This is a genomic window from Desulfosporosinus acidiphilus SJ4 (assembly GCF_000255115.2).
Classification (GTDB): Bacteria; Bacillota; Desulfitobacteriia; order Desulfitobacteriales; family Desulfitobacteriaceae; genus Desulfosporosinus; species Desulfosporosinus acidiphilus.
The window spans coordinates 2275756-2290384 of the sequence record NC_018068.1 but is presented as its reverse complement, the minus strand read 5'-3'; the positions used below and the strand labels follow the sequence as shown (position 1 = coordinate 2290384).

General features: G+C 41.5%; 16 protein-coding genes. 4 read left to right on the top strand and 12 right to left on the bottom strand.

The genetic code is table 11. From position 1 onward, the window contains the following. Window positions 1–9: 9 nt before the first annotated feature. The gene (locus DESACI_RS10570) at window positions 10–720 is read left to right on the top strand and encodes a LutC/YkgG family protein (protein WP_014827185.1); all 711 of its coding nucleotides are present in this window, start codon (window positions 10–12) and stop codon (window positions 718–720) included. 154 nt (window positions 721–874) lie between these two features. On the opposite strand, the gene splB is transcribed toward DESACI_RS10570, so the two are convergent. The 3 genes from splB to DESACI_RS10555 all read right to left on the bottom strand — a co-directional run bounded on the left by splB (window position 875) and on the right by DESACI_RS10555 (window position 4157). Then, entirely contained in the window at window positions 875–1918 is a 1044-nt protein-coding gene (gene splB / locus DESACI_RS10565) for a spore photoproduct lyase (protein ID WP_014827184.1), read from the bottom strand. A 140-nt stretch (window positions 1919–2058) separates the two neighbouring features. After that, window positions 2059–3735, bottom strand: a complete 1677-nt coding sequence (locus tag DESACI_RS10560; protein ID WP_041276431.1) for an ABC1 kinase family protein — start codon at window positions 3733–3735, stop codon at window positions 2059–2061. A 113-nt stretch (window positions 3736–3848) separates the two neighbouring features. Further along, the gene (locus tag DESACI_RS10555) at window positions 3849–4157 is read right to left on the bottom strand and encodes a phasin family protein (protein ID WP_014827182.1); all 309 of its coding nucleotides are present in this window, start codon (window positions 4155–4157) and stop codon (window positions 3849–3851) included. 442 nt (window positions 4158–4599) lie between these two features. On the opposite strand from DESACI_RS10555, the gene DESACI_RS10550 reads away from it, so the two are divergent. Next, window positions 4600–5367: a C40 family peptidase gene (locus DESACI_RS10550; RefSeq protein ID WP_242833154.1), complete on the top strand. Its 768-nt coding sequence runs from the start codon at window positions 4600–4602 to the stop codon at window positions 5365–5367. 2 nt (window positions 5368–5369) lie between these two features. On the opposite strand, the gene DESACI_RS10545 is transcribed toward DESACI_RS10550, so the two are convergent. From DESACI_RS10545 to DESACI_RS10535, 5 genes are read right to left on the bottom strand one after another with little or no spacing between them, the layout of a single operon-like run. After that, window positions 5370–5591, bottom strand: coding sequence for a hypothetical protein (locus DESACI_RS10545; RefSeq protein ID WP_041276047.1), 222 nt, complete (start codon window positions 5589–5591; stop codon window positions 5370–5372). Next, complete coding sequence (locus DESACI_RS25505) at window positions 5584–5718, bottom strand: hypothetical protein (protein WP_282434166.1); 135 nt, start codon at window positions 5716–5718, stop codon at window positions 5584–5586. The genes DESACI_RS10545 and DESACI_RS25505 overlap by 8 nt, the downstream gene beginning before the upstream one ends. Then, window positions 5708–7099, bottom strand: a complete 1392-nt coding sequence (locus DESACI_RS10540; protein ID WP_014827180.1) for a sigma-54-dependent transcriptional regulator — start codon at window positions 7097–7099, stop codon at window positions 5708–5710. The genes DESACI_RS25505 and DESACI_RS10540 overlap by 11 nt, the downstream gene beginning before the upstream one ends. After that, window positions 7092–7268, bottom strand: a complete 177-nt coding sequence (locus DESACI_RS23635; protein ID WP_083845581.1) for an ATP-binding protein — start codon at window positions 7266–7268, stop codon at window positions 7092–7094. Before DESACI_RS23635 ends, DESACI_RS10540 begins: the two co-directional genes overlap by 8 nt. A 39-nt stretch (window positions 7269–7307) precedes the next feature. After that, window positions 7308–7586, bottom strand: a complete 279-nt coding sequence (locus DESACI_RS10535) for a hypothetical protein (protein WP_041276046.1) — start codon at window positions 7584–7586, stop codon at window positions 7308–7310. A 198-nt stretch (window positions 7587–7784) separates the two neighbouring features. Between DESACI_RS10535 and DESACI_RS10530 the strand changes: the two genes are divergently transcribed. Beyond that, window positions 7785–8702: a LysR family transcriptional regulator gene (locus tag DESACI_RS10530; protein WP_014827179.1), complete on the top strand. Its 918-nt coding sequence runs from the start codon at window positions 7785–7787 to the stop codon at window positions 8700–8702. Between the two features lie 27 nt (window positions 8703–8729). On the opposite strand, the gene DESACI_RS10525 is transcribed toward DESACI_RS10530, so the two are convergent. From DESACI_RS10525 to DESACI_RS10510, 4 genes are all read right to left on the bottom strand, one after another. Further along, a complete protein-coding gene (locus tag DESACI_RS10525; RefSeq protein ID WP_049804117.1) occupies window positions 8730–9449 on the bottom strand; it encodes a M48 family metallopeptidase in 720 nt (239 codons plus the stop codon). 470 nt (window positions 9450–9919) lie between these two features. After that, window positions 9920–11452 carry a Na+/H+ antiporter NhaC family protein gene (locus DESACI_RS10520; RefSeq protein ID WP_014827177.1) on the bottom strand — a complete coding sequence of 511 codons (1533 nt, stop codon included), beginning with the start codon at window positions 11450–11452 and terminating at the stop codon, window positions 9920–9922. Window positions 11453–11595: 143 nt separating this feature from the next. Continuing rightward, window positions 11596–11769, bottom strand: a complete 174-nt coding sequence (locus tag DESACI_RS24780; protein ID WP_014827176.1) for a hypothetical protein — start codon at window positions 11767–11769, stop codon at window positions 11596–11598. A gap of 91 nt (window positions 11770–11860) precedes the next feature. Further along, entirely contained in the window at window positions 11861–13600 is a 1740-nt protein-coding gene (locus tag DESACI_RS10510) for a methyl-accepting chemotaxis protein (protein ID WP_014827175.1), read from the bottom strand. Between the two features lie 321 nt (window positions 13601–13921). Here DESACI_RS10510 and DESACI_RS10505 point away from each other — a divergent pair, with 321 nt between their 5' ends. Then, entirely contained in the window at window positions 13922–14539 is a 618-nt protein-coding gene (locus tag DESACI_RS10505; RefSeq protein WP_014827174.1) for a nitroreductase family protein, read from the top strand. Window positions 14540–14629 lie beyond the last annotated feature (90 nt).

The following is a 14629-nucleotide window of genomic DNA, read 5'->3' as shown; positions in this document are numbered from 1 at the left end:
GTGAGAGCAATGACCAATACCAACGATTTTATCAGTCTCCTGGCATCAAAACTCGGACGATCCACCCCTGATTCAGCACCGGAACCGGTAGCTTTCGATGTTCCTTCTTACCAAGTCTCCGACCAAGAGCGGGCATCAATCTTTCTTGACAATTGGCAAGCCCTCGGCGGCAAGGGTGCTGTTGTGAAATCACCCGATGAAGCTATCCATTATCTGCAGGAATGGTTCGGCAATCTTTCCTTTGATCAAGCTAATCAACAATCGATTGTCAGCTGGAACTTGCTCCCCGCCATTGGTGAATCTGCCTTTTCCAGTTTGAATTGGCCGCTTACCCGCTATTCTCAAGGAGCTCCATCCCCTCAAGACCGCCACCAATTAACTGCTCAAGCCGAGCTCGGTGTAACAGGTGCAGACTGGGGGGTTGCTCTTTCTGGCTCTATCGTTACCTGCAGTAATCCTCAGAGAGGACGGGCGGTCAGCTTGCTCCCTCCCCGCCACCTGACCTTTATCGAAACATCGAAGCTCAGAAATACCATCGCTGAAGTCCTCGCCGAAGTTTCCGCTTTAGAAAATCCGCCGTCTGCGCTGGAATTTATTACAGGTCCCAGCCGAACTTCGGATATTGAAATGGATCTTTCCATCGGAGTTCATGGCCCTATTGAAGTCTTCGTTCTTCTCATTGACGACTCTACGAATACCTCTGCTAATTCCGGTCAGTAAACTCGTTCAGCTAAAGCTGCCTTGGGGATTCGGAGAGGAATAAAGTATGGCAAAACAATCTAATTATTTATGTTCGTCGTCCCTGCGGCGCAAAGTTCGCTCACCTTTATGGGTGGGCGTTTTCTTATATTATCAGGCGCCAGCCAAGGTTTCTTTATATAAAATACTCCACCTTAGCTAATGAAAAATAAGTCTTTACTTGTTCTGCAAAGAATTCTTTTAACTCTTCTAATTCTTCAGGAGGATAGATATATTTCCCATAACCAAACTGACCATATTTAAACTTTCGGTCCTCTTCGACCATTGGCAATAAAGAATTCGGGAAAATCTCTTGAATATTCGCTTTGGCTTTTAAAGTATAGCGATGGGAAATAAACTCAAGGGTTAGCTGCTCGGAAGACCACCCCTGGGGTGCCAGCCGTGTTAATTCCTCTGCCGTTCTCTCCAGCAAATGCTGATATTCCGCTTCCCAGCCAGGGAAGCGAAAAATAGGCGCGAATATAAACCCCAAGGGATAACCCGCATTGAGTACTTTTCCTGAGGCAACAATCCGTTTTTCAGGGGAAGGAGTTAAATGTTCAAATCTGTTCACCACATAATCACAGTTCAGGCTGAAACGAAAGCGTGTATGGCCTTCGTGACTGGCGGACAGCAAGGAATCCACATCCGTAAATTTCGTTACAAAGCGAAATCGTCCATATCGTTCACGGCCAAAATAATTAATCGTCTTTTTCAGAGCTCCGGTATATCTTTCAACTGGGATAGGATCAGACGTTGCCGCACCTTCAAAATAGGTAATTTCCGGTGAACGCTCACCTATTAGCTTCGAAGCAATCTCTAAAATTTCTTCAATATTCACATAAACCCGAACGTATGGTTTCTTTCCTAAGGTCGTTGCCAAATAGCAATACTCGCACATTCCAGGACAACTTGTCACTAAAGGCAATTGGTAATGAGCCGACGGTTTACAGGTTTGGAATTTTTCACTTCGCCTTACGCCTATCACTAAAGTCCCTTTAGCTTCGCGATAGGCTTGAGCCGGGTTGTTTCCGGGTATTCCTGTGACTCTGTTGTGAGATGATGTGGGGGTCACAGGAATCTGCAAGGCACGAAAGCTCTCTACCAAAGTCTTACCTAATGGATATTCAAGAGCCTTAGGTTCGAAGAAAACTCGTTTCGGAACAAATTCTTCTGTCACAGTCTTTCACCTCTTGCTTAGGTTACCCTTGCGCAAGAAATTAAAATCCAAAACAAATCAAAATAACAAAACATTTATAAATATTTTCCTAAGGCAATAGCCATTTTCCTCAACGAATAAGCCAGTAAGAACCAAATTACTCAAAACTTTCCGGAACGAAAAATCGAGATAAATAACCAGATAAGCATTAAGGCAGCAGCACCAAAGCCAATTTCAATAGCAGGCATCTTCCAAAGCATAATCGGCTGACGCCCTAAAGCTGAAGCAATGATCAAACCCATCATAACAATGCTAAAGGACAATAATACAATGCTAAAGGAAATCTGATTGGAAATCCGATCCATTCTGCGCATAAATATTTCCAGTTCAGGGATGCCTACCTCCATATGTATTCTGCCTTTCAGAACGTCACGCATCAGAGCTTTCATTTGTTTGGGCAAATCAACTAAAAGTTCGCTGTAATCCGATATGTTATGCCATACTTGTCCGGCGATAGTTTTCGGATGATATCGTTCTTTTAGCAAACGAAGTCCAAAAGGTTTAGCCATATCCATAATACTCAGCTGGGGATCAAGTTTTTCGACAATACCCTCCAAGAGCAGTAAACATTTTGCCAATAATGTGAAATCCGCAGGAATTCTGATTTGGTGACGATAAGCTACCTTTAAGAGATCTCCAATCGCCGCACCTAAACTGATCCTGCTCATAGGAACATCCATATACTTTTCCCTTAAATCGTCAACATCTTTAGTAAGTAAGGGCATATTGACTTCGTCGGGGATAATGCCGATTCTTAATATCGCCTGGATCATACTTTCTGTGTTTTGGCGCATCATGGCTATGACCATAGAGGCAAAATTATACTTCATTTCCTGAGAAAGTCTACCCACCATCCCAAAGTCAAGAAAAGAAAGCACCCCATCTTCCAAAATAAAGATATTTCCCGGATGAGGATCACCATGAAAAAACCCTTCAATAAGTACCTGATGAAAAAGAGCTTTTACCAGGTGATCGGCGATTTCTTTGCGCTGATAGCCCCTAGCATCAATTTCATCATACAAGTTAAGTTTTATCCCCTCCACGTACTCCATCGTTAATACTTTGCCTGTGGAGTAATCCCAGAATATCCCCGGAATATGTACGCTGGGATCGTCTTTAAACTGTTTAGCGATTTTTTCGGCATTGCGTGCCTCAATAGTATAATCAAGTTCATTGCGCAGGGATTTAGCAAATTCTTCAACTACGTCCCTTAATTGCAGACGTTCCATGCGAACCATCTTGTGTTCTGCTAAGGTTGCCAGGTCAAGAAGAATTTCCAAATCCGTTTCAATTAAATCAATTATGTTTGGGCGCTGAACTTTTACTGCAACTTTTTCTCCGCTTAGCAGTTGAGCCAAATGAACCTGTCCGATTGATGCAGCGGCAACAGCTGTTTCATCGAACATTGAAAAAATCTCCTCAAGTGGAGACCCTAACTCGTTTTCAATAATCCGCCGTACTTCCGTAAAAGAAAAGGGAGGAACACTATCCTGCAATTTTTCCAGTTCCGAAATAATTCCTTCCGGAAATATATCTGCGCGCGTACTGGCAATCTGACCAATTTTAATATAAGCAGGACCTAATTCTTCAAGAACTTGGCGAACTCGTTCCCCCATGGATATGGGGTCGTTATCCTCCCACTCAGTAAAAAGACGTTTGGGAAGAGAAAGCATATTAATAAGTCCAATTTCTTCAACAAAAAAGCCGAATCCATGGCGGGCAAGAACCTTTGCCACATCTCGGTATCGTTTTAAATGGCGAATCCTCTTCCCGATCATCATAATGTCCCCTCTACCTTTAGTTAGTCTTGTACAAAGAAAATTAGCAAATCCATTACAGGCAGACTCTAAACAGCAGGAGCGGGCCAGAAGGCCCGCCAGAGTTGCTCAAATTATCGATTCTCCGTATTCTTGACGATGGTTTCTAAATCAGAAATGCGCTTTTCTAATCTTTCTATATCGTCCTTTGTTGAAACATTCAACTCCTTTAGCATTTTTTCCAATTGACTATGAATAAAGCTATTCATTTCCCTTCTCTGGGCTTCCCCCTTGTCCATTAAGTCTTGAATTAGATCCTTCGATTCTGAAGACGTTACTTCTCCTTTTTTTACCATCTCGTCTACGAATTTTTCGATCTGTTCTCTGCTGACAACTGCTAACCCTAAACCAAATGACAACCCTTTGCGCAACAAATCTTTCATGATCACTATTCCTCCTTTTAAAAATCGGCCTAATGATACTTACATAATCTGTAATGTATGGTGCGGCTCTGACACCTTATATCTATTGTATCTACTTTATGATTGTTTGCAAAACAACACTAACTTATTTAGTATATCATTTGTTATTTGGCGAAATTCCCCCCTAAAGCCTTAAGGCAAAATATACCAAGGACAAACCAACCTAAACCAGGTATACTGAAAAACAACCCGCCCGCCCATCCAAGTTGTCACCTAGCATAAGTACAACTCACCTGCCGCCAGCCACGACGAAAAGCGGACGAGCTTATCACCACACTCCAACTCATTACGCATATTCCTGCAGCTGGATTTGACAACAGTCTCTAAAGCAAAACAAGGGCAGTGTTTTCCACGGGAGATTATCGAGATCGGATGATGCCAAGTAAATTTTCCTTTATGAAATATGGTTCAAAATAAATATCGTTTTGAAAGGGCGATAGTCATGAAACGAATACTTTCTTCAAAATTCCTTGTCCCAGTAATTTCCTCTATCCTATTAATCAGTTTTATCACGATAGCCCCAACACCAATCTCAAAAGATCAGGTCGTTGAAGCTTATATAGCACCTCAATTAGCACCAAAAATCACAAGTCAAGAGTCTCTCGAGAAAGCAAACCCAACAAGCATACCAACTCCCCAGACCCCAGAGAAAAATCCAAACATGAGCTCTGAGTCCGGTTCTAATTCAAGCTCTGTACCAACCTCCTCCAAACCTGCTTCAGTCCCTCCTCAACCCTCTCGTTCTTCAAATTTTGTTACCACCGGTTCAGCACCTAGGAAAAGCTCCGGTACAACAGCCACTAGCTCACTAGCTAGTGCCATTATTGCCACGGGTAAAAATTATATCGGGGTAAAATATGTCTACGGCGGGACAAGCCCTTCCGGATTCGACTGTTCCGGCTATGTTCAGTATGTTTTTGCCCAGCATGGTATTAGCTTGCCACGAGTTTCCCGTGACCAATATCATGCCGGAAGTCCTGTGGCCTACAGTCAGCTCGAACCAGGAGATCTTGTTTTCTTCTCCCTTGCTCATGACGGCATCGTGGACCACGAAGGAATCTATATAGGAAATAACCAATTCCTCAATGCTGCCAGTTCTAAAGGCGTAACCATCTATACCTTAGGACCCTATTGGAAATCCGCCTACGTAGGAGCCCGCCGAGTGTGTTAATTTTAATCAGGCAAGGGTTTACCCTTGGTCTCTTTAGCCCAGATAAGTGTGATTATCCCTACCACATAAATTGATGATACTGCAGCGACCGCTTTAGCATAGGAACCAAAAGAATCAACTAAAAAGCCAGTCAAAAGAGGGCCTGAAGCTGCTAAAATTCTGCCGAAATTAAAGCAAAAAACTTGTCCCGTTGCTCGAAGTCTTGTAGGATAGAGTTCAGCCAAATATATTGGAAATCCCGAAAAGATGCCATTGTTGAACAAGCACCTGCTGACGTGTAATCCCAGCTATAAACCAATACCCCTTCCTCTGTTGCAGCAATAATCCTTGAGGCTCATTATTATTCCTCATTGCTATCCACTCGATTCTCTAATCCATATTCATCAATCTTATATTGCAGTGCTCTCCTGCTAATATCCAGCAACTTGGCAGTTTTGAGCTTATTTCCTCCAGTTTTCTGTAAGGTCAAGACGATAGCCTCTTTTTCTAAAGCTTTAATCAAGGTACGCAAGGTTTTGGGTTTAGCCGCTGCTTCTGGAAATAAAGTCTTATGCTCATTAAACAAATCCAGAGGTAAGTCCTCAAGCAAAATAACCTGCCCACTGCTCATAACAATGGCATGTTCCATTATATTTTCTAATTCACGTACATTTCCCGGCCAATTATAAGATTGCAGAGCGTTTAAGGCTTCCCTGGAAATAACTTTAGGCTTCAAGCCTAATTTCCAGCAAAATTTATCACGGAAATGTGCTGCCAGAAGCGGAATATCCTCTTTTCTTTCACGTAAGGGAGGAATTAGTACAGACACCACATTTAAGCGATAGAATAAGTCCGGGCGGAATGTCTTTTCTAAGATACTTTGACGTAAATTTTTATTTGTAGCAGCGATAATCCGGACGTCAACCACGATTTTTTCATTACCGCCGACTCGTTCAAATTCTCTCTCCTGCAAAACCCTGAGAAGCTTAACCTGTAGTGAAGAACTCATTTCTCCAATTTCGTCGAGAAAAATTGTTCCTCCATGGGCATTTTCAAATTTCCCAATTTTTTGCTGATAGGCTCCAGTAAAGGCTCCCTTTTCATGCCCAAAAAATTCGCTTTCCAGAATCCCTTCCGGGATAGCACCGCAATTGATCGTAATAAAGGGTTTATTTTTACGATTGCTGTATTGATGGATGGTGCGGGCTACTAATTCCTTCCCTGTGCCGCTCTCTCCCTGGATTAAAACGGAAGAATCGCTGGCACTGACTCTGCCAATTGTTTTAAATACTTCCTGCATCAAAGGACTGGAACCTATAAAGGCTTTAACAGGCGGATTGGCCGTTTTCTCATCCATGGATGAAAGCTCGTTTTTTTCAAAAAATGAAGAGAAGACTTTCTCAACAGACATTTTAACTTCAGAAATGTCAAAGGGCTTTGTTAAATAATCAAAGGCACCAAGACGCATCGTCTCAAGGGTTGTTTCAACAGTACTAAAGGCTGTCATCATAATTATTGGCAAATTTGGGAAGTCAAGTCTCAATATTTTAAACGTCTCCATACCATCCTTTTTGGGCATACGAATATCCATGATCAAAAGATCAAAAGGATGGCTCTTTATTTGCGCTAGAACTTCCACTCCATTACAAGCTGTTTCAACTTTATAATCCATCTTACTTAACACTCGCTGAAGTAAATTGCGGACATGTTCTTCATCATCAGCGACTAAAATACTTCCCTTTGGTTTAACCATCAAGGATGCCCCCTTGCTTCCTTGGAATAATAAGTTTAAATTCTGTTCCTACATTTATTACGCTCCGTACTTCAATTTTTCCATGATGCAGTTCCATTAATTGATGGGTAATAGCCAAGCCTAGACCCGTGCCATTTTCACACGTTGTATAAAACGGATCAAATAATATAACAAAGTCTCTTCAATGACTTCATTGAGATTCGTATATTCAAAATGACTTGCAGACGGTCTGGCAAAGGCCTGAGAATTCACTGGCAAAAATACCTGCTCCTGAAAGACTAACAACAGTACCAATAATAAATAAGCAAATTATGTTTTCTCTCAACCGAGAAATTTCCATTCGATTAGGACTAAGAGGATGCCCAGTTTGCAGAGCCTGAGATTCGAAGGCGTTATTTGCAGCTTCCATTGTCACAAAGCCAGTAACAGCAATCGGTGTAACGACAAGCAAGAAAATTGAAAATATTATGTGTGCACGAAACCGCATCGTTTCACCTTCCGTCTCAATTCTCTTAATATTAATTCGTCTGATTTATCTGAATTCCTCTAATTTTTAATATAATTAGGATTAACTTTAATTGGCTGGGGTTCTTGTATTATTAAATCTATGTTTTATAATCAAAATGTATAATAAAAATATTTACTATGAATTTCATTGATAATAAATGTAATTGAGGTGTTTGAGATGGATATTCGCCATTTAGAATATTTTATCGAAGTTGCTCGTCAAAAAAGCTTTAGCAAAGCCGCGCTTATTTGCCATGTATCGCAATCGGCCATTAGCAAAATGATCAAAGATTTAGAAACGGAGCTTGGAACGCCTCTATTTAATCGGAACTCAAAATATGTCCAATTAACGGATACCGGAGTTATCTTTTTTGAGCAGGCACAACAGGTTACTGTTATGTTTCATCATTTGACCACCGATTTTGAAAATAAAATTAAGATGGAGAAAGGCAAGATTTCCATAGGCTTACTGCCCATAACAAGCTCCACCATATTTGCCGAATTATTGGGGGAATTTAAAAGGAAATATCCACATATTGCAATTAATCTATCTGAATATGGCTCGAAAAAAGTAGCTCTTGCCATCAAGGACGGAACTCTAGATGCTGGGGTCGTCTGCATAGTGCCTGATCATCACTACTATGACTCAATTTCTATTTCCAAAGACCCTCTTTTTGTAATTGTCTCCTCACAGAATCCTATCAGTCAGCTGAAATCCATTGAACTCTCTTCCTTAGCTAATGAATCCTTTGTTTTATACAGTCAAGATTTTAGTCTCCACGATGAAATTATTGGCCAATGCCGAAATGTTGGTTTTTCCCCAAACGTAATTTTTGAAACCTCACAGCTTCAACTAATGACTCAAATGGTTGCTGCAAATCTTGGAATTGCTTTCTTACCTTCTGCCGTTTGTTCAGAGCTAGATCCCAGTCGTATTGTTTCTGTCCCCTTAACAGAACCACAAATCATCCATACCATGTCCATTATTTGGAAAAGAGGACGTTCTCTTTCTCATGCCGCAAATTTGTGGCTGGAATTTGCCAAAGAATTCTTTAACTCTAACGAACATCCCTTTGCTAATATCGTAACCACCTAAGGTGCGATGGACTCACAATCCCTTGTTCTATAAAACTAACTCGTGCCCATGTTCTTTGAGCCACTTTCTCCATGTTAAAAATTCCGGTATAAACCTTTCAACTCTCTGCCAAAATTCGGGAGAGTGGTTCAGGTGGGTCAGATGAGCCAGTTCGTGAATAATAAGGTAATCAATCACTTGATCGGGTGCCATAATTATTCGCCAATTAAGATTTAGGTTTCCGCGACTGGAGCAGCTCCCCCACCGCGTTTTTTGATCTTTTAAGCGAAAATCTTGATACGTTACCTGCATCCGTCTCGAGTGGGTATCAAGTTTTTGCTTAAAAACAGTACGAGCCTGAAACTTATACCAAGCAATGATCGAATCGCGAATCATTGCCTCAGACTGAGAATCAATGTCTTCCTGCGGCAATGACACAACAAGCATTTGACCCTCTTGACCTACATGAATTCTTCGATAACTATGGTACTTGAAGCAAAGTTCCAGTAAATGACCTCGAAAAAGAATATGTTCATGATTTTCTAAATTTCTTGCCCGATGATTTTCCCTTTGGCGTTTTTCCAACCAGTGTTTTATAATCCAAGCTTCCTTTGATCTCAATAATTCCTTGATCTGCTTTTTAGGCACATATTTCGGAGCCGAAATTCGCACTCGATCATTCAAGATACTCAGCGTTATTCTTCGATATCGAACGCTTCGGCGTTCCTCGTAGGGAATTATTTCATCACCTATACTCAATTGATTCACCAAACAAGCTCCTCCTCGCAATCGTGTTAAAGGGACGGTCCTACTGACACATTTTCCATGTATTCCTAGAAGTGTCATTGGAACCGTCCCCTTAAAACCTCTCCTTAAAACCTCCACTTAAAAGCTCCCTTAATACCTTCTTTTCGCCTTTGTCACCTATAGGGCGTATTTGATTATAAGAATTTCTTGATTCGCTAACTTTGACATACCTTTTTAACTATCGTTATAAGTGTCGCTAGGGAACCATCCCTTGACCCAACTTCGTCACATTAACGATACCCGAAAGTGTCACTAGGACCGTCCCTTTCACACGCTAATACTTTAAACCTATTCTACCGTCATTATATAGGATGGTACTCCCATTTCCACGAAAAATAAAGGGACGATCCTTACAACATTCAAAGAATGTGTTGTAAGGGCCGTCCCTTTGACACCTTTGACACCTTTGACACGTCGATGCGTTTTGACACCTAATAGACACCATGGTAAAACCAACCGACAAGACCGTAGAGAACCAGGCAGGCTGCTGCAACCATTAAGCCAAGGCGGAGCTTCAACTTTGCATAATCCATCACAGGAATTTTCATCACAGTAGCCATCGCCACAGTGTTATCACTCAAGGGAGAAACAAATCCGCCAAAAGTACCGCTTGCAAATACGGCTCCGGCAATTAAGGGCAAAGCAGCATGTTCTGTAGCCGCCAGGGAAAATCCCAGAGGCAGCAATATGCCCCAGGTTCCAAAGCTTGAGCCGATGACATAAGAAAGCGAGCAGCCTAAAGCAAAAAACGCCGGTGCAATAAAAGCAGCAGGAACTAACCTTCCCACTGTCTGCTCCGTATAACTCACAAAGCCAAGATCCGTAGATACGGCCGATACCGCCCAGACTAACACCAGGAGAACATTCACTGCCATCATCTCGTTCCCACCTTGTAAAAATCCGAAAAGTGTTCGTTGGAGAGGCTGCTTTTGAGCAGAATACCAAATAAAAGAGATCAGTAGGGTCGTTAACAAGGCTTCCAGCATTGCCTTTGCGGCATTTGCCTGGATAAAAGCTTCGATAAAGTTTGAGGAATGCAAATGCCCATCCCACCAGGTATAGAATAATGTTAAGATAAGGAGAAGCGCCAAAGGCAAAATAAGATTCAGAGCATTTGGTTTCACATTCTGAGCGACAAGTTCAACAGGATCCGGAAACGTTTCATCACGAGAATCATTTTTCCTTTGTTTATTGAACTTAGGTGAAGAAAGTGCAATTTCTGCCGACGTTTCCGCATAGGCCAATTTAGCCGAACCCTTTGCCCTTATCGTTTCAATAGATTCAACAGACTGAGATTCTTTGTTCTCGGCTTGGACTTTTTCTGTTTTCCGAAAGGAATAGGCTAAGGCAAAAGCAAGCATTGCTAAGGAAAAAAAGTTAAAGGGAATGCTTAGTAAAAATAAATTATAGGGAGCCATTGGAATTCCCTGATGACGACTCGCCGTTCCCAACAACCCAATACTATAGCCAATAAACACCGTCCCTAAAGGCATAATTGCGCATAAGGGAGTCGAAGTAGCATCAATGATAAAAGCAACTTTATTAACGGGTACCTGAAGACGTGAAAACACTTGTTTCATCACCGGTCCCACGGTAATGATCCGAAAGTCCGGAGCCATGAAGGTAATTAAGGAAGACAGCCAGGTTACAATAAAGGCTCCTCGTCCGGAAGTAATTTTCTTTTCCATGAGTTGAGCAAAACCGCTGACTCCCCCGGTAATACGAACCAAGCCGACAAAGGCGCCAAAGCCATACATGAAAACTATCAAGCGCAAATTATCAGAAACTGCTAATTCCTTTAAAATATAATCAAGGGCAGTACCCACTCCCCCTAACAGTGAAGGATTAACCATATAGGATCCAATCAACAAACCTGCCACTAAGCCAGGAATCACCTGTCGAGTCAGCAAAGCCAGCGGTATTACAACTAGAAACGGTATCAATGACCATATGGTTCCATGCATTAAAAATTCCCCTTTTCAACGTAGGCTACTGTGTAATATCCCGCGCTGAAGGGGAATCTATTCAATACTTTTTTACAATCAAAAACTATCATGATCCCTTAGATGAATTCATTTAAAAGAAATTCGCAAATCATACTCTAACTCTACTTACCCATAGTTGTTTGGAGCAGGGGTAAGCCGTAATAAATAAGAGCGGCAAAAATAACCATTGTAATAGCCAGTTTAAATAATTTTTTAAGTATAAAACCCACCACTAAAATTCCCAGAATAATTATTATAAGTTGTTTAAGGGCCAACCCTGCAATCAATGTTTCCATGAATTTCACCTCCAAGAACAGCGCCAAAGGGCCGGGAATAATTCCTCTTCACCATAAGACGAGATACTATAAATGTGATTCCTTTTAACATCTAAACGTTGAATTTATTAACCAGCAAAGAAAGACTTTCACCAAGCTTCGCCAATTCCTCGGCAGCTCGACTTACGGAACCCATCGTTACCGCTTGTTCCTCTGAGGCGGATGAAACTTCTTGCGTACTGGCAGCTGTTTCCTCGGCAATGACTCCGATACTTTTAACAGACTCCACGGCTTGAGCAGCCCCACCGGCCATTTGCTGGGTTACAGAAATTACTTCTTGAATTTGTTCAACTACCGTATTAACCTCTTCAACAATCGTTTTAAAAGAATTACCTGCCAGATTCACCGCATCAACACCTGAAACTACTTCCTCTTTACCCATTTCCATGCCTTCAATAACACGCTCTGTTTCCCGCTGGATATTAGTAATTAGGGTAGCTATTTGGGTAGCGGATGATGATGATTGTTCCGCTAACTTGCGAACTTCTTCAGCAACAACTGCAAATCCGCTTCCATGTTCTCCCGCACGAGCAGCCTCAATGGCAGCATTTAGGGCTAATAAATTCGTTTGATCAGAAATACCTTTAATTACGTCAACAATTTGTCCAATCTGTTTAGATTGCTCTCCCAAATGAAAAACAGCTTCGGAAGTTTGAACAGAAACATCACGAATTTGTTCAATTTTTCGAACAGCATTTTCCACTTGAAGAGATCCAACGTTAGCAGCATGGGCTGCCTTTTCGCTGCTTTCATTAACAATTTCTGTATTGGCGGCCAATTGTTGAGCACTTGATGACATCTGTTCGATGACAATGTTCGTATCCTTTACTGATAAGGCTTGATTCGATGCGCCTTGCGCCAGTTGAACCAAGGTCGTAGAAACTTGTTCACTTACTGCCGTTGCTTCCTCTGCAGCTGCAGACAATTCCTCACTCGTGGCAGCGACGCTTGCGGATTGTGTCAAAACTTCTCCGATTATTTCTCTAAGAGTCCCCACCATTTCTCTAACAGCTTGAGCTAATACACCTATTTCATCCCTATTTTTAATATCCGGCACGGTAATGCTTAAGTCACCATTGGCAACCGATTGAGCTACTCTCGTCACCTCTCCAAGGGGACGGCTAATATTTCTCGCCAGTACGATAGTTAGAACCATTCCTATTACAAAAGCACCGCAAATAAAAATAATCAAAAACATTAAGCCGGTAGCATTGGTTGTTTGAGCATCGGCAACCGCTTGTTCTCCGCCTTTATCCATAAAATACATCTGAGCTTCCATGGCCTTAATTACTTGATCAAAACTTTCTTTACTTTTATTGGTAAGAAGAGAGCGAGCTTCAACATCATTTTGATCTTCGATTAATTTCCAGACCTGATTGGCATCGGTAAGATAATCATCGAATGATTTCTTCATTGTCTCACTTCTGGCTTTCCCATCTGCGCTTGTAACATATTTATTGTAGGCTGCGAAATCACTTTCCCACTTCGTTTTATTATTTAGAAAGTTAAATTTTATCCCCTGATAGGCAGTAGCATCATGTCGTTCTGAGAAACCTAATAAAAGGGTTCTCTGCATATCTTCTGTATCTTCTACAACCAAGGACAAGGCATTGGTGGCTTTCAGCCAATGATCTCCAAGGTCCTGAGCGTTCTGATTTAGTCGATAAATACCGTAATATCCCACAGTTCCAACAAGTAGAGTCAGTATAATAATAGCTAGAAAACTAACTTGCAATTTAAATTTTATCCCAAAGCCTGTAGTAGATTTAAAATGATTGCTTCCTTTTTTCATAGACTAAACACTCCATTTCAGTCATTATAATTCCTTCTGTTCTGATCTAAAAATAACACGACATTGCACTTTTTAATCATTTATGTACTAACTCATATTTTTCGTATTTCGACAGACAAGCTCAATAACCCTCTATTTCTACAAATTTTCAAAACTTAATAACTAAGCAACACAATATCTTAGAACTAGGCGAATTTGCAAACACAAAACATATCTACTAAAATAGACATAACTCTCAGTTAAGAAAAATACCCAACCTTGGAAACTCCTCCTATAATTTTATTACTTATCGAGGTTGATCAATTATTTCAGAGAAAGAAGATGAATACCATGGAATTACATGAGGCTATGAAAGCTCGACGAAGCATCCGAAAATTCAAAAAGGACCCTGTCCCCGATACATCGATCCGAGAGCTCATTGAGGCAGCTCGACTTGCCCCCTCGGGCAGTAACCTTCAGCCTACCCGCTTTGTTATCATTAAAAGTGAAGCTGCTCGTGCCCAACTAACTGAAGCTTGTCCTCTGCCTTTTGTCAGCCAGGCCCCTGTAGTTATTGCCTGCTGTGTGGATATGGATTCCTTCGGAGGCATGGGCACAAGAGCCCAAGAACTTAAAGAGGCCGGGGCTTTCGCAGATACCCCTCTCGATAAAATGGACCCTGACGCCTATGCTAAACGCAAACCCATGGATCCCGCAGTTGCTGAAGGTTATTTGCGTTTAAATGCTGCCATTGCTGTTGATCATCTTACCTTACGTGCCGTTGATCTTGGTCTGGGAACATGCTGGATTATGATGTTTGATCAAGAGAAAGTCAAAAACATCCTTGGTTTAAGCGAAAATTACCGTGTTGTAGCCTTAATTCCTGTCGGTTACCCTGATCAAAATCCCAAACCCCGTCCTAGAATTGATTTGAGTCAAATTGTACTTAAAGAAGTGTAATTTGGACGATCATACGTTGCGGAAATATATTTAACAGGTTACAGTGTACGATAAGCTTGTCCGCTTTTCGTCGAGGCTGGCTCCTGCCTA

Coding starts and splice junctions, on each gene's coding strand:
- DESACI_RS10570 (WP_014827185.1), top strand. CDS start 10: ATGACCAATACCAACGATTTTATCAGTCTCCTGGCATCAAAACTCGGA.
- DESACI_RS10560 (WP_041276431.1), bottom strand. CDS start 3,735: ATGATCGGGAAGAGGATTCGCCATTTAAAACGATACCGAGATGTGGCA.
- DESACI_RS10555 (WP_014827182.1), bottom strand. CDS start 4,157: ATGAAAGATTTGTTGCGCAAAGGGTTGTCATTTGGTTTAGGGTTAGCA.
- DESACI_RS10550 (WP_242833154.1), top strand. CDS start 4,600: ATGGTTCAAAATAAATATCGTTTTGAAAGGGCGATAGTCATGAAACGA.
- DESACI_RS25505 (WP_282434166.1), bottom strand. CDS start 5,718: ATGAGGAATAATAATGAGCCTCAAGGATTATTGCTGCAACAGAGGAAG.
- DESACI_RS10540 (WP_014827180.1), bottom strand. CDS start 7,099: ATGGTTAAACCAAAGGGAAGTATTTTAGTCGCTGATGATGAAGAACAT.
- DESACI_RS10535 (WP_041276046.1), bottom strand. CDS start 7,586: ATGCGGTTTCGTGCACACATAATATTTTCAATTTTCTTGCTTGTCGTT.
- DESACI_RS10530 (WP_014827179.1), top strand. CDS start 7,785: ATGGATATTCGCCATTTAGAATATTTTATCGAAGTTGCTCGTCAAAAA.
- DESACI_RS10520 (WP_014827177.1), bottom strand. CDS start 11,452: ATGCATGGAACCATATGGTCATTGATACCGTTTCTAGTTGTAATACCG.
- DESACI_RS24780 (WP_014827176.1), bottom strand. CDS start 11,769: ATGGAAACATTGATTGCAGGGTTGGCCCTTAAACAACTTATAATAATT.
- DESACI_RS10510 (WP_014827175.1), bottom strand. CDS start 13,600: ATGAAAAAAGGAAGCAATCATTTTAAATCTACTACAGGCTTTGGGATA.
- DESACI_RS10505 (WP_014827174.1), top strand. CDS start 13,922: ATGAATACCATGGAATTACATGAGGCTATGAAAGCTCGACGAAGCATC.